The following is a 25,341-nucleotide window of genomic DNA, read 5'->3' as shown; positions in this document are numbered from 1 at the left end:
ATTCCGGCCGCGGCCGCCAGTCTGCCAAAAGGATAGTCATGTCCCCTGCCCCCACCCGCTGGGCTCTGGTCACCGGCGCGTCCGCCGGCATCGGCGAAGCGTTCGCGCGCGAGCTGGCCGCGCGCCGGCATAACCTTGTACTGACCGCCCGGCGCGAAGATCGCCTGAGCACACTGGCAGCGGAACTGACCCGCGCACACGGCATTGCCGTCGATACGATTGCCGCCGACCTGGCCGAACCGGCTGCCGTGGCCGATCTCTGCGCGGAACTCGAACGCCGCGGTCTGGCCATCGATGTGCTGGTCAACAACGCCGGCTACGGCGTACCCGGCCATTACCTGAGCCAGCCCTGGCAGCGCCATGCGGATTTTCTGCAGGTACTGGTGACTGCGCCCTGCGAACTGGCATACCGCCTGCTGCCGGGCATGCAGCAGCGTGGCTACGGCCGCATTGCCAATATCGCATCGCTGGCCGGCCACGTGCCAGGCTCGGCCGGCCACACCATGTACGCCGCGTCGAAGGCCTTCCTGATCAAGTTCTCGCAGTCGCTGGCACTGGAAAACCGCGACAAGGGCGTGAATGTCTGCGCCGTCTGCCCGGGCTTTACCTGGTCGGAATTCCACGATGTGGTCGGCTCGCGCGAACAGGTATCGAAGATGCCGAAATGGATGTGGATGACTGCCGCCGCGGTCGCGCGCGAAGGTGTGGAGGCAACCGAGCGCGGCGATATTGTCTACGTAACCGGCCGTGCCAACCGTTTCATCAAGGGCCTGATGAAACTGCTGCCGGATTCGTTCGCCCTGGCCATGGTGCAACGCCGCTCCAAGGATTTCCGCGTGCAGGAACCGATTCAATGACGCCAGCGCCGCCGGCGGCGCAGCTTGCGCCGGCAGTCTGGTGGCATTGGCTGCTTCTGTGCGGCTTGGCCGCGCTGCAGGTCTGCACGGCGCTGGGCATGGCCGGCACGCCCGACACCTTGCGCGACATGTATTTCGCGCAGCAACTGGCCACGGGGGCGCAATGGCCGCTGGATGGGCCGGTGATCTACAACACCCTGCACCTGGGGCCACTGTGGTACTACCTGCTCGGCGCCAGCCTGTGGCTGCTGCCCTTTCCACTGACCGTGCCGGCGACGATCGCCCTTGTCGCCGCACTGAAATACCTGCTGGCGTATCTGATCGGCCGCCGCTACGGCGGCGCCCAGCTCGGACTGCTGTTCGTGCTGGCCAGTTTTGCGCCGGGCTGGTCGTCTTTCGCGCTCGCTGCGATGACGCATACCACGGCCGTAGAAGCCGCCGTACTGTTCGGTCTGTGGAGCAGCCTGTACTACCGTGACCGTCCGGGGCCGGCGCGCGCGTTGGTGCTGGGACTGGCTGCGACCGCAATGTTGCATGCTCATCCGACCACGCTGCTGCTGGGCAGCCTGTTCGTATTGCATGCGCTGAGCAGTGTCGACAAGTGGACATGCCGACTGCGCGACCTGGCTGTCGTTGGCCTGATCGGCCTGCTCAGTCTGATGCCGATGCTGATCGCCCAGGTCCAGGCCGGCTATACCGACCTCGCCACCTTGCAGGGCTATGCAGCGCGCGATCCGGCGGCCCCGACCCTGACACGCCTGGCCGCGATGCTGCTGAGCCTGGCTGGCTACGGCGCCGATTATGCGGCGCGCTATTGGCTGGAGCTGACGCCGGGCTGGCGTCGCGCGCTGATGGCGGCGCATCTGTCCGGCCTGGCCGCCTGCCTGGTTGCCGCCGTGCATGCGCAGATGCCGCAACGGCGCCAGCTGGCCTGGACCCTGCTCGCACTGCTGCCGCTGCAATCCTTCTTCGTACTCGCGCTGCGCCCGGTAACGCCATATTGGATGTTGTTTGCGCATCTGCCGCTACTGGCCTTGCTGGTTGCCCTGGGCCTGCAACGCCTGCTGCAGGCCGGCCGCGCCGCACGCTGGCTGACCTGGGCCCTGCTGGCCCTGTGGAGCGGCAGCTCGCTGGCGATCCACTGGACCCTGGCCCACCCGGCCAGCGAGGCGCTGCTGCCGCTGGCCCGGCCGGGCCAGCAGGGCCTGATGGATGCTATCCAGCACCTGACGGGGGCCGAACGCCATACCATCCTGCTGCTGCCGCTGCAGGACCGCTACGCGATCACAGCACCGCTGTGCGTACCGACCACGCTGTATGCGCACTACGCCGAGTTCATCGACCAGTCGCTGGGCGTGGGTTTGCTCGCCCGCTGCGGGCACAGGAACCAGGTCCAGATCGGTGGCCCGCCGCAGGGCCAGGCGCTGCTCGGCCTGCGCGACCATGCCTGGGCACAGATCGGCGAAACGGCGCCGCAGCGCCTTGCCCATCTGGGCTATACGCCAATCGGTGCGATCTGGCATGCGGGTTCGCCATCGCCCGCTGCCGTGCCGGGACTGTTTCCGGCGCATCCGGGCCTTGCGGTAAGCCCGCGCGATTTTGTCGTGAACGGAAAATCCGCTGCCGGCGAACTGGTCGTAGTGGCGCATCGGGCCGCCTTCTACGAGCCGTTCGCCGTGACCGCGGCCAGCGCTGGCGGCGAGGCATTGCAGCCGCTGTATCGCGATCAGATCACCGCGATCTACCGCGCACCGCGCGATCGCGGCGATGCCGTGGACTGGACCTTGAACGTGCACGCGACACCAGACCACGTCGACGTAGTGACGCTACCGCCGGCAACGGCCAGCGCGCCGTAGCTGGCGGGGAAAGAGCGCGCCATGGCGCGCTTTTTCCATTTTCCCTTCGTTCGCTCGGTCGGTCGGCGCTGGCGCTCCGCGCGGGTGCGTCAGGCGAGCTTGATCTCGCGCAGGCGCTGCATCAGGTATTCGTGCGAGGTGATCGATTCGCTGTAGCGGCTGGGATTGTCGGTGCTGATGCACGAGGCCAGCGGATCGAGTACCACGTCCGGATTCGGATGCAGGAAGAACGGCACCGAATAGCGTGGCTTGCGCGCCAGTTCGCCCGGCGGATTGACCACGCGATGGGTCGTCGACGGATAGACGTGATTGGTCAGGCGCTGCAGCATGTCGCCGATATTCACCACGATGGTGTCGGCGTCGGACGTGAACGGCACCCAATCGCCGACGCGCGATTTCACTTCCAGGCCGGCGGCGCTGGCACCGACCAGCAAGGTGATGAAGTTGATGTCTTCGTGCGCACCGGCGCGCACATTCGGAATATCCGGCGCGGTGATTGGCGGATAGTGGATGGGACGCAGGATGGAATTGCCGACATCGGTCTTGTCTTCGAAGAAGTTCTCCGGCAGCTCGATATGCAGCGCCAGTGCGCGCAGCACGCGCGTGCCGAGTTCGTCCAGCGCCGTATACAAGGCGTAGCCGTATTCGCGAAAGCCGGCAACTTCGCTGGGCCACAGGTTCGGCGGCATCACGTCGGCGAAGCGCGAATCGCGGGGAATTTCCCGGCCGATATGCCAGAACTCTTTCAGATCGGGATAGTGGGAATCTTTCGCCGTTTCCACACCGAACGCGGTATAGCCGCGCGCACCGCCGCTGCCCTTGAGGTGGTACTGCATCTTGGTTTCGGACGGCAGGGCGAAGAACTCGCGGAAACGTTCGTAGGCGCCGTCGATGAGCGCGGTATCGATGCCGTGGCCGCGAATGCCGGCAAAGCCCCATTCGCGGTAGGCGGCGCCCAGTTCGGCAACGAAGGCGTCGCGGTCGGTGTCGTAGCGGCGGATGTCCAGGGTCGGGATGGCTGACATGAGTAGGTTCCGGAGCTTGGGGAACAAGCGGCGCAGGACACCGCTGCGAGTGCGCCGCCGCCGCGGCAGCGCTGGCCGAATTCAGGCAGATTCTGTGGCCGCGGATTCTACGGCGCGGGCGAGCCGCCCGGCCAGCGCGTCGACCAGGGCCGCATCGGCCGCCTCGATGGTGACGCGGATCAGCGGCTCGGTACCGGAAGCCCGCAGCACCAGGCGGCCGCGGCCTTCCAGTTCGCGTTCGACCACGCTGCGCTCGGCCAGCACCTGGACATGTTCGAGCAGGCGGCCGGCATTGCCGCTGACGCGCACATTGCGCGTGATCTGCGGTAGGCGTTCCCAGCCGGTACAGGCCTGGGCCAGGGTCTGGCCGTTGCGCACCAGCACTTCCAGCAGCTGCAGCGCCGCCACGATACCGTCGCCGGTCGAGGCGCTGTCCAGGCACAGGATATGACCCGAGGCTTCGCCGCCGAGCATGCCGGCGGTTTCCTTCAGTGCCTGCATCACATAGCGGTCGCCCACCTTGGCACGCAGAAAACCGATTCCCGCTGCAGCAAATGCGCGCTCCAGGCCGTAATTGGTCATCAACGTGCCCACCACCGGACCGCTGAGGCGGCCGCTGCGCTGCCAGTCGCTGGCCAGTACGTAGAGGATGTCGTCGCCATCGACCAGGCGCCCGCCAGCATCGACGAACAGTACGCGGTCGCCGTCGCCGTCGAAGGCGATGCCGAGGTCGGCACCCTGCTCGACCACGGCACGCTGCAACGCCGCCGGACTGGTGGAACCGCAGTCGCGGTTGATATTCAGGCCGTCGGGTTGGGTGCCTATGCTGCTGACGCGCGCGCCCAGCTCCTCGAACAGCTTGGGTGCGATCTGGTAAGTGGCGCCGTGGGCGCAGTCGACCACCAGCTTGAGGCTGCGCAAGCTGAGGTCATGCGGAAAAGTGGAATTGCAGAATTCGCCGTAGCGCGTGGCCGCGTCGCTGACGCGCACGGCCTTGCCGATCTGTTCCGACGGCACGGTTTCGAACGGCGCTTCGAGTTCGCGCTCGATCGCCGCCTCGACGTCGTCGGCCAGCTTCTCGCCATCGGCGGAAAAGAATTTGATGCCATTGTCCTGGTGCGGGTTGTGCGAAGCGCTGATCACGATGCCGGCGCTGGCGCGCAGGCTGCGCGTGAGATAGGCAACAGCCGGCGTCGGCATGGGCCCGAGCAGCCGTACATTGGCACCAGCGGCAACCAGGCCGGCTTCCAGCGCCGATTCGAACATATAGCCGGAGATGCGCGTGTCCTTGCCGATGACGACGGTCGCGTCGCCGTCCGGTCCGGTCAGTACCTTGCCGGCGGCACGGCCCAGCTTGAGCATGAATTCGGCGGTGATCGGCCACTGCCCCACGCGGCCGCGGATGCCGTCGGTGCCGAAATACGTGCGCTTGCTCATGCGGGGGCTCGGTTTGCCTTAAGGGTCGGCAAGCATAGCGCGGGCTGTTGCGGGACGCCTCTCAGTCGTCGTCGCCCCAGCGCAGGCTGGGCGCTGCACTCTTGCGCACGGCCGCAGGTTGGGCCACCGGCAGCCAGATCTTGAGCGCATCCACGGTCGCGGCCACGTCGTGGACGCGCAGGATCGCGGCACCGCGCTGGGCCGCGATCAGCGCCGCAGCGACCGAGGCGTATACGCGCTCGGCCGGTGCCTGGCGCCCACTCAAGGCGCCGAGGAAAGATTTGCGCGACAGGCCGACCAACAGCGGCGCGCCGAGGTTGGCAAACTGCTGCAACTCGCGCAGCAAGGCCAGGTTGTGTTCGAGCGTCTTGCCGAAACCGAAGCCCGGATCGACCAGCAGGCGCTTGCGCGGAATACCGGCCAGCTCGCAGCTGAAGATGCGATCGGCGAGGAAGCGCTTGATGTCAGCGACCACTTCGTCGTAGTGCGGCTCAGCCTGCATGCTGCGCGGCTCACCCTGCATATGCATCAGGCAGACCGGCACCTGCAGATCGGCTGCGGCATCGAGTGCGCCGTCCAGGCGCAGCGCATGCACGTCATTGATCAGGCCGGCGCCAGCGGCGACAGCGGCGCGCATCACGCCGGGCTTGGAGGTATCGATGGAAATCGGTACGTGCGTCTGCCGCGCCAAGGCCTCGATCACGGGGATGACGCGGCGGCGTTCTTCATCTTCGCCGACGGCTGCCGCCCCCGGTCGGGTGGATTCGCCGCCGATGTCGAGCAGGTCGGCGCCTTGCTCGACCAGTTGCAGGCCGTGTGCGATCGCCGCCGCCGCATCGAAGTGATCGCCGCCGTCGGAGAACGAATCGGGCGTGACATTGACGATGCCGCAGACCAGCGGCCGGTCCAGCACCAGCTCGCGGCCGGCGCAGTCGAGGGTTGGGTGGATCATGCTATTGGCTCGCTCCGTATTGGCGGACGTGGACGAAAGCCACCCCGGAAAAGACAAAATACACAAAAGCAAAAGGCCGCAGATGCGGCCCTTTGCGCAGGTATTGCAGACTCGCCTACTCGCCGAGCGAATTCCGCGTCACGGCAGCATCGCCGATCGGGCTTTCGCCGCGCGGGCCGCTGGCCGGCGTGTTGCTGCTGGGCTTGGTCGGCGTCCAGTCTTTCGGTGGCGGCGGCTCGCGGCCTTCCATGATCGCGTCGATCTGCGTCGCATCGATGGTTTCGTACAGCAGCAAGGCCTGGGCCATCTTGTGCAGTTTTTCCATGTTCTCGGTCAGGATATGCGTAGCTTCCGCATAGGCCTTGTCGAGGATGCTGCGCACCACTTCGTCGATCTTGCGCGCCGTCTCGTCCGAGACATTCTTGTGCTGGGTCACCGAACGGCCGAGGAATACCTCGTCTTCCTGCTCGCCGTAGGCGATAGGGCCGAGTTCGTCCGACAGACCCCACTTGGTCACCATGTTGCGCGCCATCTCGGTTGCCCGCTTGATGTCGTTGGACGCGCCCGTAGTCACCTTGCCTGCACCGAAGATCAGCTCTTCCGCAACGCGGCCGCCGTAGAGCGAGCAGAGGTTGCTGTGGATAAAGGTGCGGTTGTAGCTGTAGCGATCGCCTTCGGGCAGGAACATGGTCACGCCCAGCGCACGGCCGCGTGGAATGATGGTGACCTTGTGCACCGGATCGTGCTCGGGCATGACACGGCCGACGATGGCATGACCGGCCTCGTGATAGGCGGTATTGCGCTTTTCGTCTTCGCTCATGGCCATGGAGCGGCGCTCCGCGCCCATCATGATCTTGTCCTTGGCCCGGTCGAAATGGCTCATCACCACTTCGCGCGAGTTCTCGCGGGCGGCGAACAGGGCGGCTTCGTTGACCAGGTTGGCCAAGTCGGCGCCGGAGAAGCCCGGCGTGCCGCGCGCGATAACCATGGGCTCGACGTCGGCGGATACCGGCACCTTGCGCATATGCACCTTGAGGATCTGCTCGCGGCCGCGCACATCGGGCAGCGGCACCACGACCTGGCGGTCGAAGCGGCCCGGACGCAGCAGCGCCGGATCGAGCACGTCCGGCCGGTTGGTCGCGGCAATGACGATGACGCCTTCGTTGCCTTCGAAACCGTCCATCTCGACCAGCAGCTGGTTCAAGGTCTGCTCGCGCTCGTCATGGCCGCCACCCAGGCCGGCACCGCGATGACGGCCGACCGCGTCGATTTCGTCGATGAAGATGATGCAGGGCGCGTGCTTCTTAGCCTGCTCGAACATGTCGCGCACGCGGGCCGCGCCGACGCCGACGAACATCTCGACGAAATCGGAACCGGAAATGGTGAAGAACGGCACCTTGGCTTCGCCGGCAATGGCCTTGGCCAGCAGCGTCTTGCCGGTACCGGGCGAACCGACCATCAGCACGCCGCGGGGAATCTTGCCGCCAAGCTTCTGGAACTTGCCCGGATCGCGCAGGAAGTCGACCAGTTCCTTCACGTCGTCCTTGGCCTCGTCACAACCGGCCACGTCGGCAAAGGTGATCTTGACCTGGTCTTCGCCTTGCAGGCGTGCACGGGAACGACCGAAGCTCATCGCACCGCGGCCACCGCCGCCGGACTGCATCTGGCGCATCACATAGATGAGGAACCCGATGAACACCAGGAACGGCGCCCAGGTGACCAGGATGTTGAGCAGCGAGAAGCCGTTGTCGGAAGGCTCGACGCGCATCTTGTCGACCTTTTTCTGCAGCTCGTTGATGTTCTCGTCCGTGGGCAGGAAGGTCGTGCGCACGGAACTGCCGTCCTTGAGCTTGGCCTCGATGCTGCGGTTGTCGTTGCGCACGAGGACTTCGGCGACCGAGTTGTGCTCGACCTTGTCCATGAAATCGGAATAGGCGAGATCCTGCGTGCCTGCGCCGCGCTGGTCGAAGCTACGGAAAACCGTGAGCAGCACTACGGCGATGATCAGCCAGAGCAGCAGGTTCTTGGCCATGTCATTCATCTATAACACTCCTTACTTACGCCGGCCCCGAGCCAGCGCATAGACTTCGTTGGATCGCGCCCGCGAAGCCTTGGGTTTACGGATGCTGACGCGGGTAAATGCCGTCCGCAAGTTCCTAACGTACTCGTCGAAGCCGATGCCCTGGAACAGCTTGATCAGGAAATCGCCTCCGGGCTTGAGCCAGCGGCCGGAAAAATCCAGCGCCAGTTCGGACAGATGCATGGCCCGCGTCTGGTCGACCAGGTCCACGCCGCTCATATTGGGTGCCATGTCCGACAGTACAAGATCCACCTGGGCGCCGTTGAGTTGCGCCTCCAGCTGTGCAAGAACCGCCTCTTCGCGGAAATCGCCGCAGATGAAGTCCACTCCGGAAATGCCCTGCATCGGCAGAATATCAAGGGCGACGATACGGCCCCTGCCTTTCAGTTTTTCGTTGACCAGCTGCGACCAGCCGCCGGGCGCAGCGCCCAGGTCGACCACGGTCATGCCCGGCTTGAGCAGATCGTCGCGCTCCAGCAGCTCGTCCAGCTTGAAAACCGCACGCGAGCGATAGCCCTCGGCCTGGGCTTTCTTGACGTAGGGGTCTTTGAAATGTTCTTGCAGCCAGCGTTGGCTACTCTTGCTGCGCGAGGACATGGCGTATTACCGGGCTGAGCCGGATCAGGAAGGACAACGGGCCGGGCATGATACCCTGTCGTCCTTGCCTGCGGTGCAGCGCCGCGTCTTGCCTTCGATTCCCATGTCCCTCAGCAATAGCCAGCGCCGTTACCTGCGCGGTCTCGCCCACGATCTCAAACCCGTCATCCTGGTCGGCGCCAAAGGCGTCACCGAAGCCCTGATCCAGGAATTCAGCCTGGCCCTGGATCATCACGAACTGGTCAAAGTGCGCATTCCGGCCGAAGACCGCAGCGAATTTGCCGCCCACGCCGCCCAGCTGGCCGAAGCGACCAAATCCGAAACCGTTCAGACCATAGGCCGTACCGCGGTGTATTTCCGCCGCAACGCGGAAAAGCCGGTCATCGCTCTGCCCCGCTGAGTCCGCCATGCAGCTGTCGCTGAACCGGCCGGGCGAATACCTGTTCATACGGCGCGTTGCCGCCGAGGCAATCACCGTCGTCGACCGCGAGCTGCAACACAGCTTCGTGCTGGCACCGGACCGGGCCATCGAAGCCTGGCCGGTGAACGCGGTCGGCGCGATCGATACCGCCGCGATCGCGCCGATACTTGAGCTGAAGCCTGCCGTTGTCATCCTCGGCAGCGGCTCGCGCATCGTATTTCCGTCGCAGGCGATACTGGCGGAATTCCTGCGTCGCGGCATCGGCATCGAAGTGATGGACAACGCCGCCGCGGCGAGAACCTTCAATGTGCTGGTCGGCGAGGGCCGCAAGGTCGTTGCGGCGTTTATCCTGCCGGCGCCTTCAGGCATTCCGTAGAACGGCGGGCATTGCGCTATCCGTTTGCGACGCCAGGACGAACAGCAGCCCGGCCGCACGCCACACTAGCCAGCTTCAGGACCGCCCACGCCATCCGCCTCGCCAATCCGCCGCAGGCGCGCCAAGGCTTCCACCTGGATCTGCCGCACGCGTTCGCGCGTAAGGCCCAGCTCGCCCGCAATCTCGGCCAGCGTCTGCGCCGCATGCCCGGCCAGGCCGTAGCGGCGCTCGACCACCAGGCGCTGGCGCGGATTGAGCTTTTCCAGCCACTGTGGCAGGCGTCCGCCGGCAATTTCGTTGAATTCGCTGCCAGCGACAACGCTGCTGGTTTCGGCGGATATCTGCTCGACCAGGGCACGATCGTCGGCTTCGGACATCGGAGCATCCAGCGAGCGGATTTCCTCGGTCACGCAAAACAGCGCAGCGACGTCGCCAGTCGACTTGTTCAGGGCCTGGGCGAGTTCTTCCTGGGTCGGCTGGCGTCCCAGGCTCAGCAGCAGTTCGCGCCGGGCGCGCAAAGCCTGGGCCAGCTCGCGCAGCACATGTACCGGCACGCGCACGGTACGGCCCTGCTGCATCAGCGCGCGCTGCACCGACTCGCGTATCCACCAGCTGGCGTAGGTGGAAAATCGCAGGCCGCGGGCCGGATCGAATTTCTCCACGGCACGGATCAGGCCGAGATTGCCCTCGGCGATCAGGTCCAGCAGCGGCACGCCGCGGCCGACGAAGCTGCGCGCGATCGCCACGACCAGGCGCAGGTTGGCCTCGATCATCTGCCGCCGCGCCTCGCCGTCCCCCAACGCCACGCGCTCGCCCAGGCCCCGCTCGCCGGACGCGTCGAGCAGCGGAATCAGGCCGATTTCGTTCAGATAGGCACTGGTGGAATTGCGCGTTTCCTCGCCCTGCGGCGGCTCGATCGCATCGAGCAAGGCCAGCATGTCGTCAGCGTCCAACGACGGTTCTTCGCGCAGGGGTGAACTCATTGCGCCAGCATACTCCCAGGCGGTTGCGCCAGAGCTGTGGCGCGTCGGTGTCGTTGTTGCCAGGCCTGCGGCGAGGCAGGCGAATGCATATTCGGAAAAACGCTGCGGACAGGCTCAAGCGGACATAAACCCGGGGCCGGGCCCGCAGCCGGACAGGATCGCCCGCGCCACAGGAAGGCCGTGCTCACGACAGGCATGTCGTGGGCACGACAACCTAGCAGCCGCTCCTTCGCCGCTCAGCGCGCGGGCAAATACTCCAGCGGGTTGACCGGCTTGCCGTTGCGGCGGATTTCAAAATGCAACATTTCCCGGTTGGAGCCGCCCATCTCGGCAATAGCCTGGCCAGCCTTGACCGTATCGCCTTCCTTGACGAGGCGTTTGCGGTTATGCCCGTAAGCCGACAGGAACGAGGCGGAATGCTTGACGATGATCAGCTCGCCGTAACCGAGCAGTCCGTTACCGCTGTAGACGACCGAACCGTCCGCCGCCGCCGCGACAGCCGCTCCGGCGCTGCCGGCGATATCAACGCCCTGGCGGGTCTGGTCGCCGGCAATGAAGGTGCCGACCACCTTGCCGCTGGCCGGCCAGCGCCAGCTGACGCCGCCGCTGTTGAGTACCGGCGTGGTCGGCCCAGGCGTGGCCACTGCCGTGGTATTCGCGCCGGGCGCCAGTGCGCCGGACTTGGCCGGCAGGGCGACCGGATCGGCCGCAGGCGTGGTCGCTGCCGGCGCCGGTGGTGTCGGCACCGGTGCAATCGCCGGTATCGGCTGCGTCGCCGCGGCAACCGAATTGGCCGGCGGCTTGCTCGCCGGCAGCGTACCCGGCGGACGCTCGTTGCTCGGCGGCGTGGCGCTGCGCACCGCCAGCGGATCGACCTTGCTGTTCGGCCCGCTGGCCGGAATGCTGGTCGGCGCCGTCGTCGCACTGGCGCCCGGCGCGGGCCGCCGCGGCGGTTCCGGCGGCAGCTCGCTGATGCGTGTCGGCGCTGGCGCGGACGGCACTGCCGCAACGGCGACGCCGGCAGGCGGTGCTTCCTCGCCCAGCTTCAGCTGCTGCCCCACATAGATGCGATACGGCGCCTCGATATGGTTGAAGCGGGCGATTTCGCGGAAATCCAGCCCGTTCTTGAAGGCGATCGAATACAAGGTGTCGCCCGCCACGACCTTGTGCGTGGCGACCTGGCTGCCCTGGCGCACGGCCCGCGGTGCGGTTTCGCGCGGCGGCTGACGTTCATCCAGGGCGATGTCTTCCACCGGCGCCGGCGGCGTGGTGGCGCAGGCGCTGAGCAGCAGCGCCAGCGTCCATGCCGTACCGCGGCAGATCCTGTCCACGCCCCTGTTCGCGTGAGTCACGTCGTCTTCCTTCAATGCCGCAGCTTCAACCAGAGGATCAGGCCGGCAAACAGCAGCAGCGCCGCCCAGCCCACCCACTCGATGTACTTGTGCAATACCGCCTCGGCCCTGGGCCCGCCGAGCCGGATCACTCCGGCCAGCAGGTAGACGCGCTTGCCGCGGCCGATAATCATGCTGGCGACAAAAGCCAGCATCGGCACGCCGACAATGCCCGAGGCCCAGGTGAAGATCTTGAGGGGAACCGGCATGAATCCGGCCAGAACCAGCAGCCAGAAAGCGGTCCAGGCGCTGTTCGCCACGGTCGTGCGCAACTCCAGTACCAGCGCGTCGATGCGCGGCAGCCAGCCCAGGTAGTCCAGCAGCGGCCGCAACAGGTCGAAAGCGTAGTGGCCCAGCACATAGCCGACCACGGCACCGATCACGGAGAACACCATGCTGATGGTGGCGTAGCGCGCCCAGCGGCTGGGCCTGGCCAGGGTCATCGGTGCCAGCATCACCTCCGGCATCACCGGGAAAATGATCGCCTCGACAAAACTCAGGCCCGCCAACAGGCGCTCGGCCTGGGGATGAGCCGCCCATTGCAGGGCTTTTTCGTACAGCGGCTTGAACAATTTCATGCGCGTTCCGTCCGTGGACAAATCGACATTTACAGAACGCCGCTCAACAGCGGCACGAAACTCACGGCACACAGCACCTCGCGCACGCGGCCGTCGCCGTCGGGCCGGATGCGCACCAGCTGCTGGCGCCCGGCCGCTCCGACCGGCGCGACGAGCACGCCGTCAGGAGCGAGCTGGTCGAGCAAGGCATTTTCCAGGGTAACGCCGGCAGCAGTAAGTACGATGCCGTCAAAAAGTGCTTCTTCCGGCCAGCCCAGGCGGCCGTCGTCATGCTTGGAGCGGATATTGGCGATGCCGAGCTTGCGAAAGCGCCGGCGCGCATTGCGCAGCAGTTCCTCGATACGCTCGACCGTATGCACCTGCTCGACCAGGCCAGCCAACACCGCAGCCTGGTAGCCCGACCCCGTGCCGATTTCCAGCACCCGCTTCGGCGTCTGGAATTCCAGCAGCGCCTCGCTCATGCGTGCGACCACCCAGGGCTGCGAGATGGTCTGGCCCTGGCCGATGGGCAGGGCGGTGTCTTCGTAGGCGCGCGTGGCCAGCGCCTCTTCCACGAACAGATGACGCGGCAGCTGGCGCATCACTTCCAGTACGCGGCGATCCTTTATGCCGTCGGCCTGCAGGCGCTCGATCAGGCGATCGCGCGCGCGCTGCGACGTCATGCCCAGGCCGCGCGCTTCCGGACTCAGGCGCGAGTACGCGCTCATGCGCCGGCCTGCTCCGCGCTTTGCTCCAGGCTGACCACCCATCCGGCGACTTTTTCCAGCGCCTGGTAACGCGTCAGATCGACATGGATCGGCGTGATCGAGATGTAGCCGTCGCGCACGGCGTGGAAATCGGTGCCGGGACCGTCATCTTCGGCTTCGCCAGCCGGGCCTATCCACCAGATCGGCCGACCGCGCGGATCCCGTTCGCGGATGCACGGCGCGGACCGGTGGCGCCGGCCCAGCCGCGTCACGGCGAAGCCGCGGATTTCATTCCAGGGCCGGTCAGGTACGTTGACGTTGAGGATGGTATCGGCCGGCAGCGGATCGACCAGCAGGCGCTGCATCAGCACCAGGGCGGCCTGGGCCGCGGTTTCGTAATGTTCGGCCTGATGGTTATGGCAGACCAGCGATACCGCGATCGCCGGCAGGCCAAGGAAGCGCCCTTCCATCGCCGCCGACACGGTACCGGAATAGATCACGTCGTCGCCGAGGTTGGGTGCGTTGTTGATGCCGGAAACCACGATATCGGGCTGGAAATCCAGCAGTCCGGCCAGGGCCAAGTGGACGCAGTCGGTCGGTGTGCCGGCGACGCGGTAACGGCCGTCGTCCATGCGGCTGACACGGATGGGCTGGTCCAGGGTGAGCGAATTGCTGGCGCCGGAACGGTCCCGGTCCGGTGCGACGACAGTGACGGAACCGGCGACAGCCAGGCGTTCGGCCAGTACGCGTATGCCCGGCGCATCCACGCCGTCATCGTTGGAAACCAGAACTCGCATGCGGGCAACCTGTTGAGACAGGCGGAAAGTTTAGCGGAATTCGGCCCGCTCTCCCGCATTGCCGCAAGCCCGGCTTGGCCGCACCATTGCCGCCAAGCTCACGCCGCGACCGGATTTCCATGCGCAAGCGCCAACGCCTCACTCCGCTGGTCAGCGACGCCGACCGGGAACTGTTCGAACAGGCCATAGGCCCGGTACGCCGGCACCAGCCGGCCGAACCGGCCCAGGCGCTGCCGCGGCCCGAACCGGAAGCGCGCCAGTTCGCCCTGGACGAGGCCCGCGTGCTGGACGAACTGCTGACCATGCAGTTCGACCCTGCCGAGATCGAGATCGGCGAAGAGCTGAGCTACCTGCGCGACGGCTATCGCCCGGACCTGCTCAAGCGGCTCAAGCGCGGCAGTTTCAGCGTGCAGGACGAGATCGACCTGCACCAGATGACCGGCGAGGTCGCGCGTGCAGCGATCGTGGGTTTCCTGGCCGAGGCACAGCGCCGCGGCCTGCAATGCATCAAGCTGATCCACGGCAAGGGCCTGCGTTCGCGCCCTGGCGGTCCGGTGATCAAGCGGCTGGTGGACAAGATGCTGCGTCAGCGCGACGACGTGGTCGCGTTCGCCTCGGCCCGGTCCGAACAGGGCGGAACCGGGGCGGCGGTGGTATTGCTCAAGCTGAAGCGCTGAGCCGTCGGATCAGTCGTCGCTGTTCTTTTTGTTCTTCTGCGGCAAGTTGACCCAGGTCACCGCGTAGCCGCGATCGCTGGCCCACTTGTTCACCGAGACGATTTTTTCCTGGTCGATCCTGTCGTTGTCGCCATAGCTAGCCTTGGCCGAGGACGGCCCGCCGCTGGTGGCACAGCCGCCCAGAGCCAGGCCGAGCAGCATTACCGGGCCGATCCAAAGTGCGCGTTTCATGGGGTATTCCTCCTGCGTGAATTCGTCGTGCGCCCGGTCTGGCGGCGCGGTGTGAATTCAGTATAGGAAGCGTTTTCCAGCGCGGAAGCGCCGTTGGCCCAACTCGCGATTTCCGCTACAGCCGCAGTCGCTGGCGCCTATTCCTGCATCGCCCCTGGGCTGTCGACCACAGCAAACTCGGCCAGCTCGCGCAGCAACGTCGTGGCATAGCAGCCCGCCGGCAGGGCGAACTGCAGGCAAAGGCCGGCGTCGTTCCACTGCCAGCTCAGCTCCTGGGCGTACAGGCGCAGGCTGCGCCGTTCCTGCGCCAGCCCGGCTTTCTCCAGGCCGGCCGCGAGTTCCGCCTGCTGCGCAGCCACCGTGCGTTCGCGCTCGGCGCAGGCAGCCGCACTGCGCAGCGCGCCTTCGCCCCAGAGCGGGCCGGTCGGATGAATATCGCCCTCGCGCAGGCGCCGGCGCAGCTCGTCCGTTGCCGCCTCGGGACCGAAGATGCTGTGCGTGCCGGCCAGCATCCAGACATCGCCCTCGACAGCCTGGTCCCAGTCTCCCGCGGCGACGCGCTGCGCCAGCACCGCGTTGAACAGGGTGGAGCGTGCCGCCGACAGCAGCAGGCTGCGTTCGTGCCGCGGCACGCGCCGTCCGGCGAACATGGCCAGCGCACGCGCAGCATTGTCGCCGTCGCGGCCGAAGCGCTGTTCGCCGAAATAGTTCGGCACGCCGCCCGCGCGCATCGCGGCCAGGCGCTGCTCGGCCTGTGCGGCATCGCCCCGTACCTCGCGCAGCTGGATGCGGAAACAATTGCGCTTGAGTGCACCGCGCTTGAGCTTGCGCCCATGCCGCTGCGCCTCCAGCACATGGAATTCGTCGTTGGCCAGCGTGCTCCAGTCGATCTCGCGCTTGATCGGCACCGGCACGCAGAATGTCTGCCGCGTCACTGCATGGCGGTCCTTCAGCCCGGCATAGCTGACCGCTTCGGGCGCCACGCCGGCAAAGCGCGCAATCGCCTTGGCCACCCATTCGGTATTGGCCGAGCGCTTTTCCACCCGCAGCAATACGTGCTCGCCGCTGCCGTCGGCGGCAAAGCCCAGGTCCTCGTCGACGAAGAAATCTTCCGGCTGCGCGCGCAGGCGCGCCAGCAGCACTGCTCCGCCGTGCGCCCGCGGCCAGGCACTCATGCGCGCTGCAACAGCACGACGGCCATCGCCGCAATGCCTTCGCTGCGGCCGGTAAAACCCAGCTTCTCACTGGTCGTGGCCTTCACGCTGATGTCGTCCACGCTGCAGTCCAGGTCGGCCGCCAGCACGGCGCGCATGGCCGGCGCGTGCGGCCCGACCTTGGGCCGTTCGGCAATCACGGTGATGTCCGCATTGCCCAGGCGATAGCCGCGCTCGCGCAGCAGCAGCTGGCAGTGACGCAGGAAGCTGCGGCTGTCCGCATCGCGCCAGCGTTCGTCGCTGGGCGGAAAATGCTGGCCTATATCGCCCAGTGCCAACGCGCCGAGCAGCGCATCGCACAAGGCATGGATGACCACATCGCCGTCAGAATGCGCCACCACGCCGTGTGTGTGCGGCACCTTCACCCCACCCAGCATCGTGTGGTCGCCGGGGCCAAAGGCGTGTACGTCGAAACCCTGTCCGATGCGCATTGTCGTCTCGTGGAAAAAGAAAAAAACGTAGGTTGGGGCAAGCCGCCAGGCGCCCCCCGATATCGAGGTGGCCCACCATCCAAAAGCCGATGCCGAAGCCGATCGCCTGTGTCGATGCCCCAGGAAGCGCATAGCGAGGTCTTTCCTTCGCCACGGGCTTTTCGTTGGTTGAAATACCTCGATGTTGGGGTGCGCCTGGCGGCTTACCCCAACCTATGTATTGACCTCAACGCTCCATCTTCGCGAGCAGAAACTCCGCCAGCAGCAGATCGGCCGGCGTGGTCACCTTGATATTGTCCTCGGCGCCTTCGACCAGCAGCGGCGCGAAACCGGCGCGTTCCATCGCCATCGCCTCGTCGGTGATGGCAATGCCGGCCGCAGACGCGTCGGCCAGCGCGGCCTGGAGCGCAGCACGGGGAAACACCTGCGGCGTCAGCGCACGCCAGCGCGACTCGCGCGGTTCGGTCGCCACGCTGCGCGACTGCGCGTCGGCACGCTTGAGGGTATCGCGCAGCGGCGCCGCCAGCAGGCCGCCGCCAGCAGGCACGGCCAGGTCGAGCAGACGGGAAATATCCTGCGGCCGCACGCAGGGCCTTGCAGCATCATGTACGAGTACACAATCCACCGGGCCGACCGAATCCGGCAGCGCGCGTAATCCCGCCAGCACCGAGTCGGCGCGCTCGGCGCCGCCGCAGGTGCGCAGCAACGGCTTGCCCAGCACTTCGACCAGGCCCTGCGCCCAGCCGGCGTCGTCGGCCGCCACCACCAGCATCAGCCCGGCAATACGCGGATGCGCGGCCAGGCGTTCCAGCGTATGCAGCAGCAGCGGCTTTTCGCCCAGGCGCAGGTATTGCTTGGGTACCTCGCCGCCGAAGCGGCGGCCGCGGCCGGCCGCCGGCACTACGCACCAGTGACGGCTCATTTCTGCTGCGGCGTCGGTGCCGGGGCGGCAGCCGACGGTTCGACGATCTGGTAGAAGGTCTCGCCCGGCTTGATCAGGCCCAGCTCGGAACGAGCGCGCTCCTCGATCGCCGCGCGCCCTTCCTTGAGGTCGCGCACTTCCGCCGCCAGGGCTTCGTTGCGCGCCTTCAGCTCCTCGTTCTCGCGTTTGGTCTGCGCCACGGTCTGGCGCAGGCTGTCCACGTCGCGCACGCCGCCGGCACCGGTCCACAGCTTCAACTGCAGGCCGATCAGCAAGATCAGCAGAATCAGGGCGGCGTAGCGCAGCACGTCAGGTCAGGTCTCAGCGAAACAGCTCGGGCAGGTTCGGAAACGCCTGCTTGCCCGCATACGTCGCTGCCGAACCCAGTGCTTCCTCGATGCGCAGCAGCTGGTTGTACTTGGCCACACGGTCGCTGCGGCAGAGCGAGCCGGTCTTGATCTGGGTCGCCGTGGTCGCCACGGAAATATCGGCGATGGTGGTGTCCTCGGTCTCGCCCGAGCGGTGCGATACCACCGAGGTGTAGCCGGCAGCATCAGCCATGGCGATGGCCTCCAGGGTTTCGGTCAGCGTGCCGATCTGGTTGACCTTGATCAGGATCGAGTTGGCGATCTTCTTCTCGATGCCCTGCTTGAAGATGGCCGTATTGGTCACGAACAGATCGTCGCCGACCAGCTGGATCTTCTGGCCGAGCTTGTCGGTCAGCACCTTCCAGCCGTCCCAGTCGCCTTCGGCCATGCCGTCTTCGACCGTAATGATGGGATAGCGCGCGCACCAGTCGGCGAGGAAGTCGGCGAACTGCTCCGACGTCAGGCGCTTGCCTTCGCCGGACAGGTTGTACTTGCCGTTCTCGAAGAATTCCGAGCTGGCCACGTCGAGGCCGAGGAACACGTCCTTGCCGGCGCTGTAGCCAGCCTTGGCGATCGCCTCAAGGATGGTTTCTACCGCTTCCTCGTTGGATTTCAGATCCGGCGCAAACCCGCCTTCGTCGCCGACGGCGGTAGACAGGCCGCGGCTCTTTAGCACCGACTTCAGCGCATGGAAGATTTCCGCGCCGCAACGCAGCGCCTCGGAGAAGCTGCTGCAGCCCACCGGCAGCACCATGAACTCCTGCATGTCGACGTTGTTGTCCGCATGCGCGCCGCCGTTGACGATATTCATCATCGGCACCGGCAGGCGCGCTGCGCGCGAGCCGGCCAGCAGCTTCCACAGCGGCAGTCCGCGCGCCGCAGCCACCGCATGCGCATTGGCCAGCGACACGCCGAGCAGCGCATTGGCGCCGAGGTGGTTCTTGTTCGGCGAACCGTCCAGCGCAATCAGCTTGCGATCCAGCGCGACCTGGTCATCCGCCTCGAAACCGACCAACGCCGCGGCGATGGTGGTGTTGACGTTGCCGACGGCCTTGGTCACGCCCTTGCCCAGGTAACGCGTCTTGTCGCCGTCGCGCAGCTCTACGGCCTCGCGCGAACCGGTGGACGCGCCCGACGGCACGGCAGCGCGGCCGGTATGGCCGCTGCTCAGGGTGACTTCGGCTTCCAGCGTGGGATTGCCACGGGAGTCGAGGATTTCGCGGGCGTGGATCTTGCTGATCGTGGTCATCGGTCAGAGGCTCTGGGAAGGTTGCGAGAGTGAAAAATAAAAGTCATTCGCCGGGCTCATTGCTTGGGCCAGAACAGGCTGACGCTGTACTTGTCGGTCAGCCCATCGGCGAGCTGGAAGAACTGTTCGCGGTCGTACACCGGCGACTCCACGCGCAGGCAGGAGAAACGCTTGCGCAGCGGCACGCGCCTGACCTCGTCGATCAGCGCCTTGGCGCTCAGCGCGCGCTCCTCGCGCACGAACGCACCATCGGCAAAGCCGACGGTCAGCGTGCCGCGGCTGCACGCAGGCTTGCCGGTGCGAAGCAGCGCATCGGCCTCGGCGCGGGATATTTTCGAGGTGGTATCCATGGCACGCAGTTGCTCAGGCGTGATGCGGCCAGCGTAAGTCACACCCTCCGTCGCCGCCGCAGCTCCGCTCAGCAGCAGGGCAGCCGCAAACGCGCTCGCCTTCACGAAATCGATTCCCGCGCGAGCGCGCGCTTGGTTACCGCATCGAGTTCGAGCAGCGTTTCCAGCAGCGCTTCCATCTTGCCCAACGGCCAGGCGTTGGGGCCGTCGCTGAGTGCCTTGTCCGGATCCGGATGCGTTTCGGCAAACAGGCCGGCGATGCCGACGGCGACCGCCGCACGCGACAACACCGGCACGAACTCGCGCTGGCCGCCGGACTTGCCGTCCGCGCCGCCGGGCAGTTGCACCGAATGCGTGGCGTCGAACACCACCGGGCAGCCGGTATCGCGCATCACCGACAGACTGCGCATGTCCGACACCAGGTTGTTGTAGCCGAAGCTCGCGCCACGCTCGCACACCATGATCTGCCCGTTGCCCGTGGCCTTGGCCTTGGCCGCAACATGCTTCATTTCCCAGGGCGAAAGGAACTGGCCTTTCTTGATATTGACCGGCTTGCCGGCCTTGGCCACGTTCTGGATGAAATCGGTCTGGCGGCACAGGAACGCCGGCGTCTGCAGCACGTCGACGACGCTGGCCACTTCGTCCAGCGGCGTGTATTCGTGCACATCGGTCAGCACCGGCACGCCGAGCTGGCGCTTCACTTCGCCGAGCACCTTCAGGCCTTCTTCGAGGCCGGGGCCGCGGAAACTCGTGCCCGAGGTGCGGTTGGCCTTGTCGAAGCTCGACTTGAAGATGAAGTTGATGCCCAGACGCGCAGTGATTTCCTTCAGCGTGCCGGCGGTATCCAGCTGCAGCTGCAGCGACTCGATCACGCAGGGGCCGGCGATCAGGAACAGCGGCTGGTCGAGGCCGACCTTGAATCCACACAGCTCCATGCTCATGCGCCGGCCACCTGCGCCAGGCGCGGCGCCGTGCGCACAGCCTTGTATTCCCGCGCCGCCTGGACGAAGCCGATGAACAGCGGATGGCCTTCCCGCGGCGTGGAGGTGAATTCCGGATGGAACTGGCACGCCAGGAACCAGGGATGATTCGGTAGCTCGACCATTTCCACCAGCAGGTCGTCCATGGACTTGCCGGCAATGGCCAGGCCCAGGTCTTCGAATTTCTGCCGGTACAGGTTGTTGAACTCGTAGCGGTGGCGATGCCGCTCGCGGATCACGTCCTGGCCGTACAGCTTGCGTGCCAGCGTGCCGGCCTTGAGGCGGCATTCCTGCGCGCCCAGGCGCATGGTGCCGCCCAGGTCGGATTGCTCGGTGCGCTTTTCCACATCGCCCGCAGCGGTACGCCATTCGGTGATAAGGGCGATGACCGGGTCAGCGCAGTTCTTCTCGTTCTCGCTGGAGTTGGCGCCTTCCAGCCCGGCGATATTGCGTGCGAAATCGACCACCGCCGCATGCATGCCGTAGCAGATGCCGAAATACGGCACGCCGTTCTCCCGCGCCCAGCGCGCTGCAGCCACCTTGCCCTCGAAACCGCGCTTGCCGAAGCCGCCGGGCACCAGCACGGCGTCGCAGTCCTTCAGCACGCTGCCGCCTTCGGCCTCGACCTGCTCGGACTCCAGCCAGCGCAGGTTGACCCGGGTCGACTGCTTGATGCCGCCATGGCGCAGCGCCTCGCCCAGGGACTTGTAGGCGTCCTTGTGCTCGACGTATTTGCCGATGATGGCGATGGTCACTTCGTCCTTGGGGTTTTCCACCGCGGCGACGACGCGATCCCAGGCCGACAGGTCGGCCGGGCCCGCATCCAGGCGCAGGTGGTCGATGACCAGGCGGTCCAGTCCCTGCTGGTGCAGCCACGACGGCAGCTGGTAGATGGTGCCCACGTCCATCGCGCTGAGTACGGCGCGTTCGGGAACATTGGTGAAAAGTGCAATCTTGCGCCGTTCGCTGTCCGGCACCGGCTGCTCGCAGCGCAGCAGCAGAATGTCGGGCTGGATGCCGATGGTGCGCAGTTCCTTGACCGAATGCTGGGTCGGCTTGGTTTTGATTTCACCGGCGGCCTTGATGTACGGCACCAGGGTCAGGTGCATGAACAGGCACTTTTCCTGGCCGTGCTCGATGCGGATCTGGCGGATGGCTTCGAGGAACGGCAGCGACTCGATGTCGCCGACCGTGCCGCCGACTTCGACCAGGGCGACGTCGTAGCCGCGCGTGGCCTCGTAGATGCAATGCTTGATCTCGTCGGTGATGTGCGGAATCACCTGTACCGTGGCACCGAGATAGTCGCCGCGGCGCTCCTTGCGGATCACCGATTCGTAGATCTTGCCGGTGGTGATGGAATTGCGCCCGGTCAGGCGCGTGCGCACGAAGCGTTCGTAATGGCCCAGATCGAGGTCGGTCTCGGCACCGTCGTCGGTGACATAGACCTCGCCGTGCTGGAACGGGCTCATGGTGCCCGGGTCGACGTTGATGTAGGGATCGAGTTTCATCATCGTCACGCGCAGGCCGCGGGCTTCGAGGATGGACGCGAGAGAGGCGGCGGCGATGCCCTTGCCAAGCGAGGACACCACACCACCGGTAACGAAGATCAGAGGGGTCATGAGCAGCGGGGATGGCTGGAAAACCCGATTTTACCGGCAACCCGGCCGCGCTGCGAGCCAAAAAGTGAATGGCGCGCCGGACATAGCGCCTTTGCCCGGCCCGGCTGCTGCGCCGCAACGGCCCGCGCGCGGACACCGCTGCGCGTAGCGTCGACGCGCGCAAGCGCTTGTACTGTAACGGCCGGGTTGCTAGCTTGCCCGGCTGCCCCCGAGTCCGAAATCGCCTCCCATGAGCCCCAGCGAACGCCTGAACGACTTGCGCGCCGCCCTGCGCCAGCACGGCGTGGATGCCGTCGTCGTACCCTCGGCGGACCCGCATTTGTCCGAATACCTGCCGGAACGCTGGAAAGGCCGCAGCTGGCTCAGCGGCTTTACCGGGTCGGTAGGCACCTTGGTCGTGACCGCGGACTTTGCCGGCGTCTGGACCGATTCGCGCTATTTCGAGCAGGCCGAACAGGAGCTGGCCGGCAGCGATGTGCAGCTGATGCGCCTGAAGCTGGCACATGCGCCTGAACACCTGGACTGGCTTTGTGCCCGGCTCGAACCCGGCCAGGTCGTTGCCGTCGCCGCCGACGTACAGGCGCTGGCTATGCAGGAACTGATGCAGAACCGGCTCGGCGCCTGCGGACTGGCCCTGCGCACCGACCTGGACCTGGTCGCAAAAATCTGGGACGAACGTCCGTCGCTGCCGACCGCCGCCGTGCGCGAACATCGCAGCGACAAGGTCAGCTCGACCCGGCGCGAACGCCTGGCTCGGGTGCGCGAAGCCGTCGCCGCCGCAGGCGCCAGTCATCACCTGGTGTCCTCGCTCGACGACGTGGCCTGGATCACCAACCTGCGCGGCAGCGACATTCCCTACAACCCGGTATTCCTGGCGCATCTGTTCATCGGCCCGGAGCACGCCATCCTGTTCGTGCCGCCGGGCAAGATCCCCGCCGAACTCGGCCGCGCCCTGGGGGCCGACGGCATCGTACTGGCCGACTACGGCGCGGCCACCGCGGCGCTGTCGGCCCTGCCGGAAGACACCCGCCTGCTGCTGGACCCGCGCCGGGTGGTACATGCCCTGACCGACAGCATTGCCGAAGGCGTGGCGCTGGTTCGGCAGGTCAATCCCAGCCAGCGCTTCAAGGCGTGCAAGACAGCGGGCGAACTGGCGCAGATTCGCCAGACCATGCGCCACGATGGCGCCGCCCTGGTCAGGTTTCTGATCTGGCTGGAACACAACGTTGGCAGCGGCGGCCTGACCGAGCTGGATATTGCCGCCCAGCTGCGGCAATTGCGCGCGGCCCAGCCCGACTTCGTCGGCGAAAGCTTCGCCACCATCGCCGGCTACATGGCCAACGGTGCGCTGCCGCATTACCGCGCCAGTGCCGGCCGCCATGCCAGGATCGAGCCTGCCGGCCTGCTGCTGGTGGATTCCGGCGGCCAGTACGAAGGCGGCACTACCGATATCACCCGTACCATCGCCGTCGGTCCGACCAGCGAAGAACAGCGGCGCGACTACACCCTGGTGCTCAAGGGCATGATTGCGCTGTCGCGCGCGCGCTTTCCCCGCGGCACCAGCGGCCAGCAGCTGGATGCGCTGGCCCGGGCTCCGATCTGGGCTGCCGGCATCGACTACGGCCACGGCACCGGCCATGGCGTGGGCTATTTCCTCAATGTGCACGAGGGGCCGCAGTCGATACGTCCACCGGCTGCCGGCGACAGCGGCGAGCCGCTCGCCGTCGGCATGGTCACCTCGAACGAACCCGGCATCTACCGGCCCGGCCGCCACGGCGTACGCATCGAAAACCTGATTGCCACGGTGTCTGCCGGCGGCGGCGAGTTCGGCGAATTTCTGGCTTTCGATACTTTGACGCTTTGTCCCATCGATACGCGGCCGGTCGAGCGCGACATGCTGGAAGCCGGCGAACGCGATTGGCTGGACTGGTACCACGCCCAGGTCGAGGCCGAGCTGTCGCCGCTGCTGGATGAATCCGCGCAACACTGGCTGGCTGCCGCCTGCGCCGCCCTGTAAGCTGCGCGCCGCATACTCCACGCAACATCGCTTTCCAACCGCATCCAGCCACGCCGTCGTGCAGGGACGACGTCCGACCATGTCTGCCAACAGCCCCAACTCCCGCGTCCTCGTCGTCGCGGGCACACGTCCCGAATGCCTGAAATTGGCCAGCGTCGTACGCGCCCTGCGCGCCACGCCCTCGCTGCAGCCGCTGCTGCTCAACAGCGGCCAGCACCAGGCCATGGTCGAACGCACCTTCGCCCAGCTCGATCTGCACTGCGACCTGGTCAACCCCCAGATTGCCTCGGCCTCGCTGTCGCATGCACTGGCCGCACTGCGCGACGGCGTACGCCGGGTTGCGCGGGAGCAGTCGGCCGCGCTGGTCGTGAGCCAGGGCGATACCTCCAGCGCCTATGCCGCCGCACTGGCCGCGCGCGACCTGGGCCTGCCGCTGGCCCATGTCGAAGCCGGCCTGCGCACCAGCCATCCCTACCGGCCCTTCCCGGAAGAACTGTTCCGCCGCCGCATCGCGCCGATTGCCCGGCTGAATTTCGCGCCGACCGCGCAAGCCGCTGCCAACCTTCGCAGCGAAGGCGTCGCCGGCGAACGCATCTTCCAGGTCGGTAACAGCGTGATCGACCTGCTGCGCGAACAGGTGGAAGATTCGCGCCCGCTGGCGCTGCCATTCCTGCCCGATACGCCGCGGCATATCGCCCTCACCCTGCACCGGCGCGAAAACTACGGCCGTGGCCTGGATCTGGTGTGCGCCGCCGTACTGCAGCTGCTCGACCTGCACGACGACATCGGCGTGGTCTGCCCAGTGCATCCGAATCCGGCTGTCGGCAGCCGCATCCGCCGGCATCTCTCGGCGCATCCGCGCATCAACCTGGTCGATCCGCTGGACTACCGACCGTTCATCGCCCTGCTCGCCCATGCACGCCTGGCCATTACCGATTCCGGCGGCATCCAGGAGGAAGCGCCGTATCTCGGCACGCCGGTACTGGTGGTGCGGGAAAACACCGAACGGCCCGAATCCGTCGCGCTTGGCGCCGCCACCCTGGTGCCGCTGAAGACCGAACGCATCGTGGCCGAGGCGAACCGGCTGCTGGCCGTGCCGGCGCCGCTGCGGCTGCCGTTCGCGCCGGAATCGGCCTATGGCGACGGGCGCAGCGGCGAACGCATCGCCGCTGCCATCGCGAATCACCTGCACGACCGCGCCTGAAATGGCGGCAGCCGTTGTGTCGTCATGCAATGCCGGGCACGGT

The 25,341-nt window shown here is 66.4% G+C and carries 26 protein-coding genes; 7 read left to right on the top strand and 19 right to left on the bottom strand.

The annotated features are described in order from the left end of the window. Window positions 1-38 precede the first annotated feature (38 nt). A complete protein-coding gene (locus DFR29_RS22630; protein WP_133820910.1) occupies window positions 39-857 on the top strand; it encodes an SDR family NAD(P)-dependent oxidoreductase in 819 nt (272 codons plus the stop codon). After that, on the top strand, window positions 854-2,713 hold the full coding sequence (locus DFR29_RS22625; protein WP_133820909.1) for a hypothetical protein: 1,860 nt from the start codon (window positions 854-856) through the stop codon (window positions 2,711-2,713). Before DFR29_RS22630 ends, DFR29_RS22625 begins: the two co-directional genes overlap by 4 nt. 89 nt (window positions 2,714-2,802) lie before the next feature. Here the strand turns inward: DFR29_RS22625 and DFR29_RS22620 are convergent, their stop codons facing one another. The 5 genes from DFR29_RS22620 to rlmE form a co-directional block, all read right to left on the bottom strand. Then, on the bottom strand, window positions 2,803-3,738 hold the full coding sequence (locus DFR29_RS22620) for an isopenicillin N synthase family dioxygenase (RefSeq protein ID WP_133820908.1): 936 nt from the start codon (window positions 3,736-3,738) through the stop codon (window positions 2,803-2,805). Window positions 3,739-3,819: 81 nt separating this feature from the next. Beyond that, window positions 3,820-5,175: a phosphoglucosamine mutase gene (gene glmM / locus DFR29_RS22615; protein ID WP_133820907.1), complete on the bottom strand. Its 1,356-nt coding sequence runs from the start codon at window positions 5,173-5,175 to the stop codon at window positions 3,820-3,822. Between the two features lie 61 nt (window positions 5,176-5,236). Beyond that, window positions 5,237-6,127: a dihydropteroate synthase gene (folP, locus tag DFR29_RS22610; protein WP_133820906.1), complete on the bottom strand. Its 891-nt coding sequence runs from the start codon at window positions 6,125-6,127 to the stop codon at window positions 5,237-5,239. Window positions 6,128-6,242: 115 nt separating this feature from the next. After that, window positions 6,243-8,168 carry an ATP-dependent zinc metalloprotease FtsH gene (ftsH, locus tag DFR29_RS22605; RefSeq protein ID WP_133820905.1) on the bottom strand — a complete coding sequence of 642 codons (1,926 nt, stop codon included), beginning with the start codon at window positions 8,166-8,168 and terminating at the stop codon, window positions 6,243-6,245. Between the two features lie 12 nt (window positions 8,169-8,180). After that, window positions 8,181-8,804: a 23S rRNA (uridine(2552)-2'-O)-methyltransferase RlmE gene (gene rlmE, locus DFR29_RS22600; RefSeq protein WP_133820904.1), complete on the bottom strand. Its 624-nt coding sequence runs from the start codon at window positions 8,802-8,804 to the stop codon at window positions 8,181-8,183. 103 nt (window positions 8,805-8,907) lie between these two features. Here rlmE and yhbY point away from each other — a divergent pair, with 103 nt between their 5' ends. Together yhbY and DFR29_RS22590 are read left to right on the top strand one after the other, a co-directional pair. After that, on the top strand, window positions 8,908-9,204 hold the full coding sequence (yhbY, locus tag DFR29_RS22595; RefSeq protein ID WP_133820903.1) for a ribosome assembly RNA-binding protein YhbY: 297 nt from the start codon (window positions 8,908-8,910) through the stop codon (window positions 9,202-9,204). A 7-nt stretch (window positions 9,205-9,211) separates the two neighbouring features. Continuing rightward, on the top strand, window positions 9,212-9,601 hold the full coding sequence (locus DFR29_RS22590; protein ID WP_133820902.1) for an Mth938-like domain-containing protein: 390 nt from the start codon (window positions 9,212-9,214) through the stop codon (window positions 9,599-9,601). Between the two features lie 65 nt (window positions 9,602-9,666). On the opposite strand, the gene DFR29_RS22585 is transcribed toward DFR29_RS22590, so the two are convergent. The 5 genes from DFR29_RS22585 to surE form a co-directional block, all read right to left on the bottom strand. Beyond that, on the bottom strand, window positions 9,667-10,584 hold the full coding sequence (locus tag DFR29_RS22585) for a sigma-70 family RNA polymerase sigma factor (RefSeq protein ID WP_133820901.1): 918 nt from the start codon (window positions 10,582-10,584) through the stop codon (window positions 9,667-9,669). 236 nt (window positions 10,585-10,820) lie between these two features. Then, complete coding sequence (locus DFR29_RS22580) at window positions 10,821-11,936, bottom strand: peptidoglycan DD-metalloendopeptidase family protein (RefSeq protein ID WP_243746148.1); 1,116 nt, start codon at window positions 11,934-11,936, stop codon at window positions 10,821-10,823. An 11-nt stretch (window positions 11,937-11,947) separates the two neighbouring features. Continuing rightward, window positions 11,948-12,553 (bottom strand): YqaA family protein, encoded by a 606-nt coding sequence (locus DFR29_RS22575; RefSeq protein WP_133820900.1) that lies wholly within the window; start codon window positions 12,551-12,553, stop codon window positions 11,948-11,950. A gap of 29 nt (window positions 12,554-12,582) precedes the next feature. After that, window positions 12,583-13,260, bottom strand: coding sequence for a protein-L-isoaspartate(D-aspartate) O-methyltransferase (locus DFR29_RS22570; RefSeq protein WP_133820899.1), 678 nt, complete (start codon window positions 13,258-13,260; stop codon window positions 12,583-12,585). Beyond that, a complete protein-coding gene (surE, locus tag DFR29_RS22565; RefSeq protein WP_133820898.1) occupies window positions 13,257-14,036 on the bottom strand; it encodes a 5'/3'-nucleotidase SurE in 780 nt (259 codons plus the stop codon). The genes DFR29_RS22570 and surE overlap by 4 nt, the downstream gene beginning before the upstream one ends. A 119-nt stretch (window positions 14,037-14,155) precedes the next feature. Between surE and DFR29_RS22560 the strand changes: the two genes are divergently transcribed. Beyond that, window positions 14,156-14,713 (top strand): Smr/MutS family protein, encoded by a 558-nt coding sequence (locus DFR29_RS22560; protein ID WP_133820897.1) that lies wholly within the window; start codon window positions 14,156-14,158, stop codon window positions 14,711-14,713. Window positions 14,714-14,722: 9 nt separating this feature from the next. Here the strand turns inward: DFR29_RS22560 and DFR29_RS22555 are convergent, their stop codons facing one another. The 9 genes from DFR29_RS22555 to pyrG all read right to left on the bottom strand — a co-directional run bounded on the left by DFR29_RS22555 (window position 14,723) and on the right by pyrG (window position 22,077). Further along, window positions 14,723-14,944, bottom strand: coding sequence for a hypothetical protein (locus tag DFR29_RS22555; protein ID WP_133820896.1), 222 nt, complete (start codon window positions 14,942-14,944; stop codon window positions 14,723-14,725). 137 nt (window positions 14,945-15,081) lie between these two features. After that, window positions 15,082-16,119, bottom strand: coding sequence for a tRNA pseudouridine(13) synthase TruD (truD, locus tag DFR29_RS22550; RefSeq protein ID WP_133820895.1), 1,038 nt, complete (start codon window positions 16,117-16,119; stop codon window positions 15,082-15,084). Then, window positions 16,116-16,589: a 2-C-methyl-D-erythritol 2,4-cyclodiphosphate synthase gene (gene ispF, locus DFR29_RS22545; protein ID WP_133820894.1), complete on the bottom strand. Its 474-nt coding sequence runs from the start codon at window positions 16,587-16,589 to the stop codon at window positions 16,116-16,118. Before ispF ends, truD begins: the two co-directional genes overlap by 4 nt. Before the next feature lie 226 nt (window positions 16,590-16,815). After that, window positions 16,816-17,511, bottom strand: coding sequence for a 2-C-methyl-D-erythritol 4-phosphate cytidylyltransferase (gene ispD / locus DFR29_RS22540; RefSeq protein ID WP_133820893.1), 696 nt, complete (start codon window positions 17,509-17,511; stop codon window positions 16,816-16,818). Beyond that, window positions 17,508-17,819 (bottom strand): cell division protein FtsB, encoded by a 312-nt coding sequence (gene ftsB / locus DFR29_RS22535; protein ID WP_133820892.1) that lies wholly within the window; start codon window positions 17,817-17,819, stop codon window positions 17,508-17,510. Before ftsB ends, ispD begins: the two co-directional genes overlap by 4 nt. Before the next feature lie 13 nt (window positions 17,820-17,832). Further along, window positions 17,833-19,128: a phosphopyruvate hydratase gene (gene eno / locus DFR29_RS22530; protein WP_133820891.1), complete on the bottom strand. Its 1,296-nt coding sequence runs from the start codon at window positions 19,126-19,128 to the stop codon at window positions 17,833-17,835. Window positions 19,129-19,184: 56 nt separating this feature from the next. Then, a complete protein-coding gene (locus tag DFR29_RS22525) occupies window positions 19,185-19,583 on the bottom strand; it encodes a hypothetical protein (RefSeq protein WP_133820890.1) in 399 nt (132 codons plus the stop codon). Beyond that, on the bottom strand, window positions 19,580-20,413 hold the full coding sequence (kdsA, locus tag DFR29_RS22520) for a 3-deoxy-8-phosphooctulonate synthase (protein WP_133820949.1): 834 nt from the start codon (window positions 20,411-20,413) through the stop codon (window positions 19,580-19,582). The genes DFR29_RS22525 and kdsA overlap by 4 nt, the downstream gene beginning before the upstream one ends. 2 nt (window positions 20,414-20,415) lie before the next feature. After that, a complete protein-coding gene (gene pyrG, locus DFR29_RS22515; RefSeq protein ID WP_133820889.1) occupies window positions 20,416-22,077 on the bottom strand; it encodes a CTP synthase in 1,662 nt (553 codons plus the stop codon). A gap of 229 nt (window positions 22,078-22,306) precedes the next feature. Between pyrG and DFR29_RS22510 the strand changes: the two genes are divergently transcribed. Further along, entirely contained in the window at window positions 22,307-24,094 is a 1,788-nt protein-coding gene (locus tag DFR29_RS22510) for an aminopeptidase P family protein (RefSeq protein WP_133820888.1), read from the top strand. A gap of 79 nt (window positions 24,095-24,173) precedes the next feature. Beyond that, entirely contained in the window at window positions 24,174-25,298 is a 1,125-nt protein-coding gene (gene wecB / locus DFR29_RS22505; RefSeq protein WP_166654278.1) for a non-hydrolyzing UDP-N-acetylglucosamine 2-epimerase, read from the top strand. Window positions 25,299-25,341: the final 43 nt, after the last annotated feature.

The sequence above is a fragment of the Tahibacter aquaticus genome (assembly GCF_004363655.1).
Lineage (GTDB): Bacteria > Pseudomonadota > Gammaproteobacteria > Xanthomonadales > Rhodanobacteraceae > Tahibacter > Tahibacter aquaticus.
This window is presented reverse-complemented; position numbering and strand designations above follow the sequence as displayed.

What these genes read in the sequence shown, in the direction of transcription:
- DFR29_RS22630 (WP_133820910.1), top strand. Translation starts at nt 39, where the DNA reads ATGTCCCCTGCCCCCACCCGCTGGGCTCTGGTCACCGGCGCGTCCGCC.
- DFR29_RS22625 (WP_133820909.1), top strand. Translation starts at nt 854, where the DNA reads ATGACGCCAGCGCCGCCGGCGGCGCAGCTTGCGCCGGCAGTCTGGTGG.
- DFR29_RS22620 (WP_133820908.1), bottom strand. Translation starts at nt 3,738, where the DNA reads ATGTCAGCCATCCCGACCCTGGACATCCGCCGCTACGACACCGACCGC.
- glmM (WP_133820907.1), bottom strand. Translation starts at nt 5,175, where the DNA reads ATGAGCAAGCGCACGTATTTCGGCACCGACGGCATCCGCGGCCGCGTG.
- folP (WP_133820906.1), bottom strand. Translation starts at nt 6,127, where the DNA reads ATGATCCACCCAACCCTCGACTGCGCCGGCCGCGAGCTGGTGCTGGAC.
- ftsH (WP_133820905.1), bottom strand. Translation starts at nt 8,168, where the DNA reads ATGAATGACATGGCCAAGAACCTGCTGCTCTGGCTGATCATCGCCGTA.
- rlmE (WP_133820904.1), bottom strand. Translation starts at nt 8,804, where the DNA reads ATGTCCTCGCGCAGCAAGAGTAGCCAACGCTGGCTGCAAGAACATTTC.
- yhbY (WP_133820903.1), top strand. Translation starts at nt 8,908, where the DNA reads ATGTCCCTCAGCAATAGCCAGCGCCGTTACCTGCGCGGTCTCGCCCAC.
- DFR29_RS22590 (WP_133820902.1), top strand. Translation starts at nt 9,212, where the DNA reads ATGCAGCTGTCGCTGAACCGGCCGGGCGAATACCTGTTCATACGGCGC.
- DFR29_RS22585 (WP_133820901.1), bottom strand. Translation starts at nt 10,584, where the DNA reads ATGAGTTCACCCCTGCGCGAAGAACCGTCGTTGGACGCTGACGACATG.
- DFR29_RS22575 (WP_133820900.1), bottom strand. Translation starts at nt 12,553, where the DNA reads ATGAAATTGTTCAAGCCGCTGTACGAAAAAGCCCTGCAATGGGCGGCT.
- DFR29_RS22570 (WP_133820899.1), bottom strand. Translation starts at nt 13,260, where the DNA reads ATGAGCGCGTACTCGCGCCTGAGTCCGGAAGCGCGCGGCCTGGGCATG.
- surE (WP_133820898.1), bottom strand. Translation starts at nt 14,036, where the DNA reads ATGCGAGTTCTGGTTTCCAACGATGACGGCGTGGATGCGCCGGGCATA.
- DFR29_RS22560 (WP_133820897.1), top strand. Translation starts at nt 14,156, where the DNA reads ATGCGCAAGCGCCAACGCCTCACTCCGCTGGTCAGCGACGCCGACCGG.
- DFR29_RS22555 (WP_133820896.1), bottom strand. Translation starts at nt 14,944, where the DNA reads ATGAAACGCGCACTTTGGATCGGCCCGGTAATGCTGCTCGGCCTGGCT.
- truD (WP_133820895.1), bottom strand. Translation starts at nt 16,119, where the DNA reads ATGAGTGCCTGGCCGCGGGCGCACGGCGGAGCAGTGCTGCTGGCGCGC.
- ispF (WP_133820894.1), bottom strand. Translation starts at nt 16,589, where the DNA reads ATGCGCATCGGACAGGGTTTCGACGTACACGCCTTTGGCCCCGGCGAC.
- ispD (WP_133820893.1), bottom strand. Translation starts at nt 17,511, where the DNA reads ATGAGCCGTCACTGGTGCGTAGTGCCGGCGGCCGGCCGCGGCCGCCGC.
- eno (WP_133820891.1), bottom strand. Translation starts at nt 19,128, where the DNA reads ATGACCACGATCAGCAAGATCCACGCCCGCGAAATCCTCGACTCCCGT.
- kdsA (WP_133820949.1), bottom strand. Translation starts at nt 20,413, where the DNA reads ATGGAGCTGTGTGGATTCAAGGTCGGCCTCGACCAGCCGCTGTTCCTG.
- pyrG (WP_133820889.1), bottom strand. Translation starts at nt 22,077, where the DNA reads ATGACCCCTCTGATCTTCGTTACCGGTGGTGTGGTGTCCTCGCTTGGC.
- DFR29_RS22510 (WP_133820888.1), top strand. Translation starts at nt 22,307, where the DNA reads ATGAGCCCCAGCGAACGCCTGAACGACTTGCGCGCCGCCCTGCGCCAG.
- wecB (WP_166654278.1), top strand. Translation starts at nt 24,174, where the DNA reads ATGTCTGCCAACAGCCCCAACTCCCGCGTCCTCGTCGTCGCGGGCACA.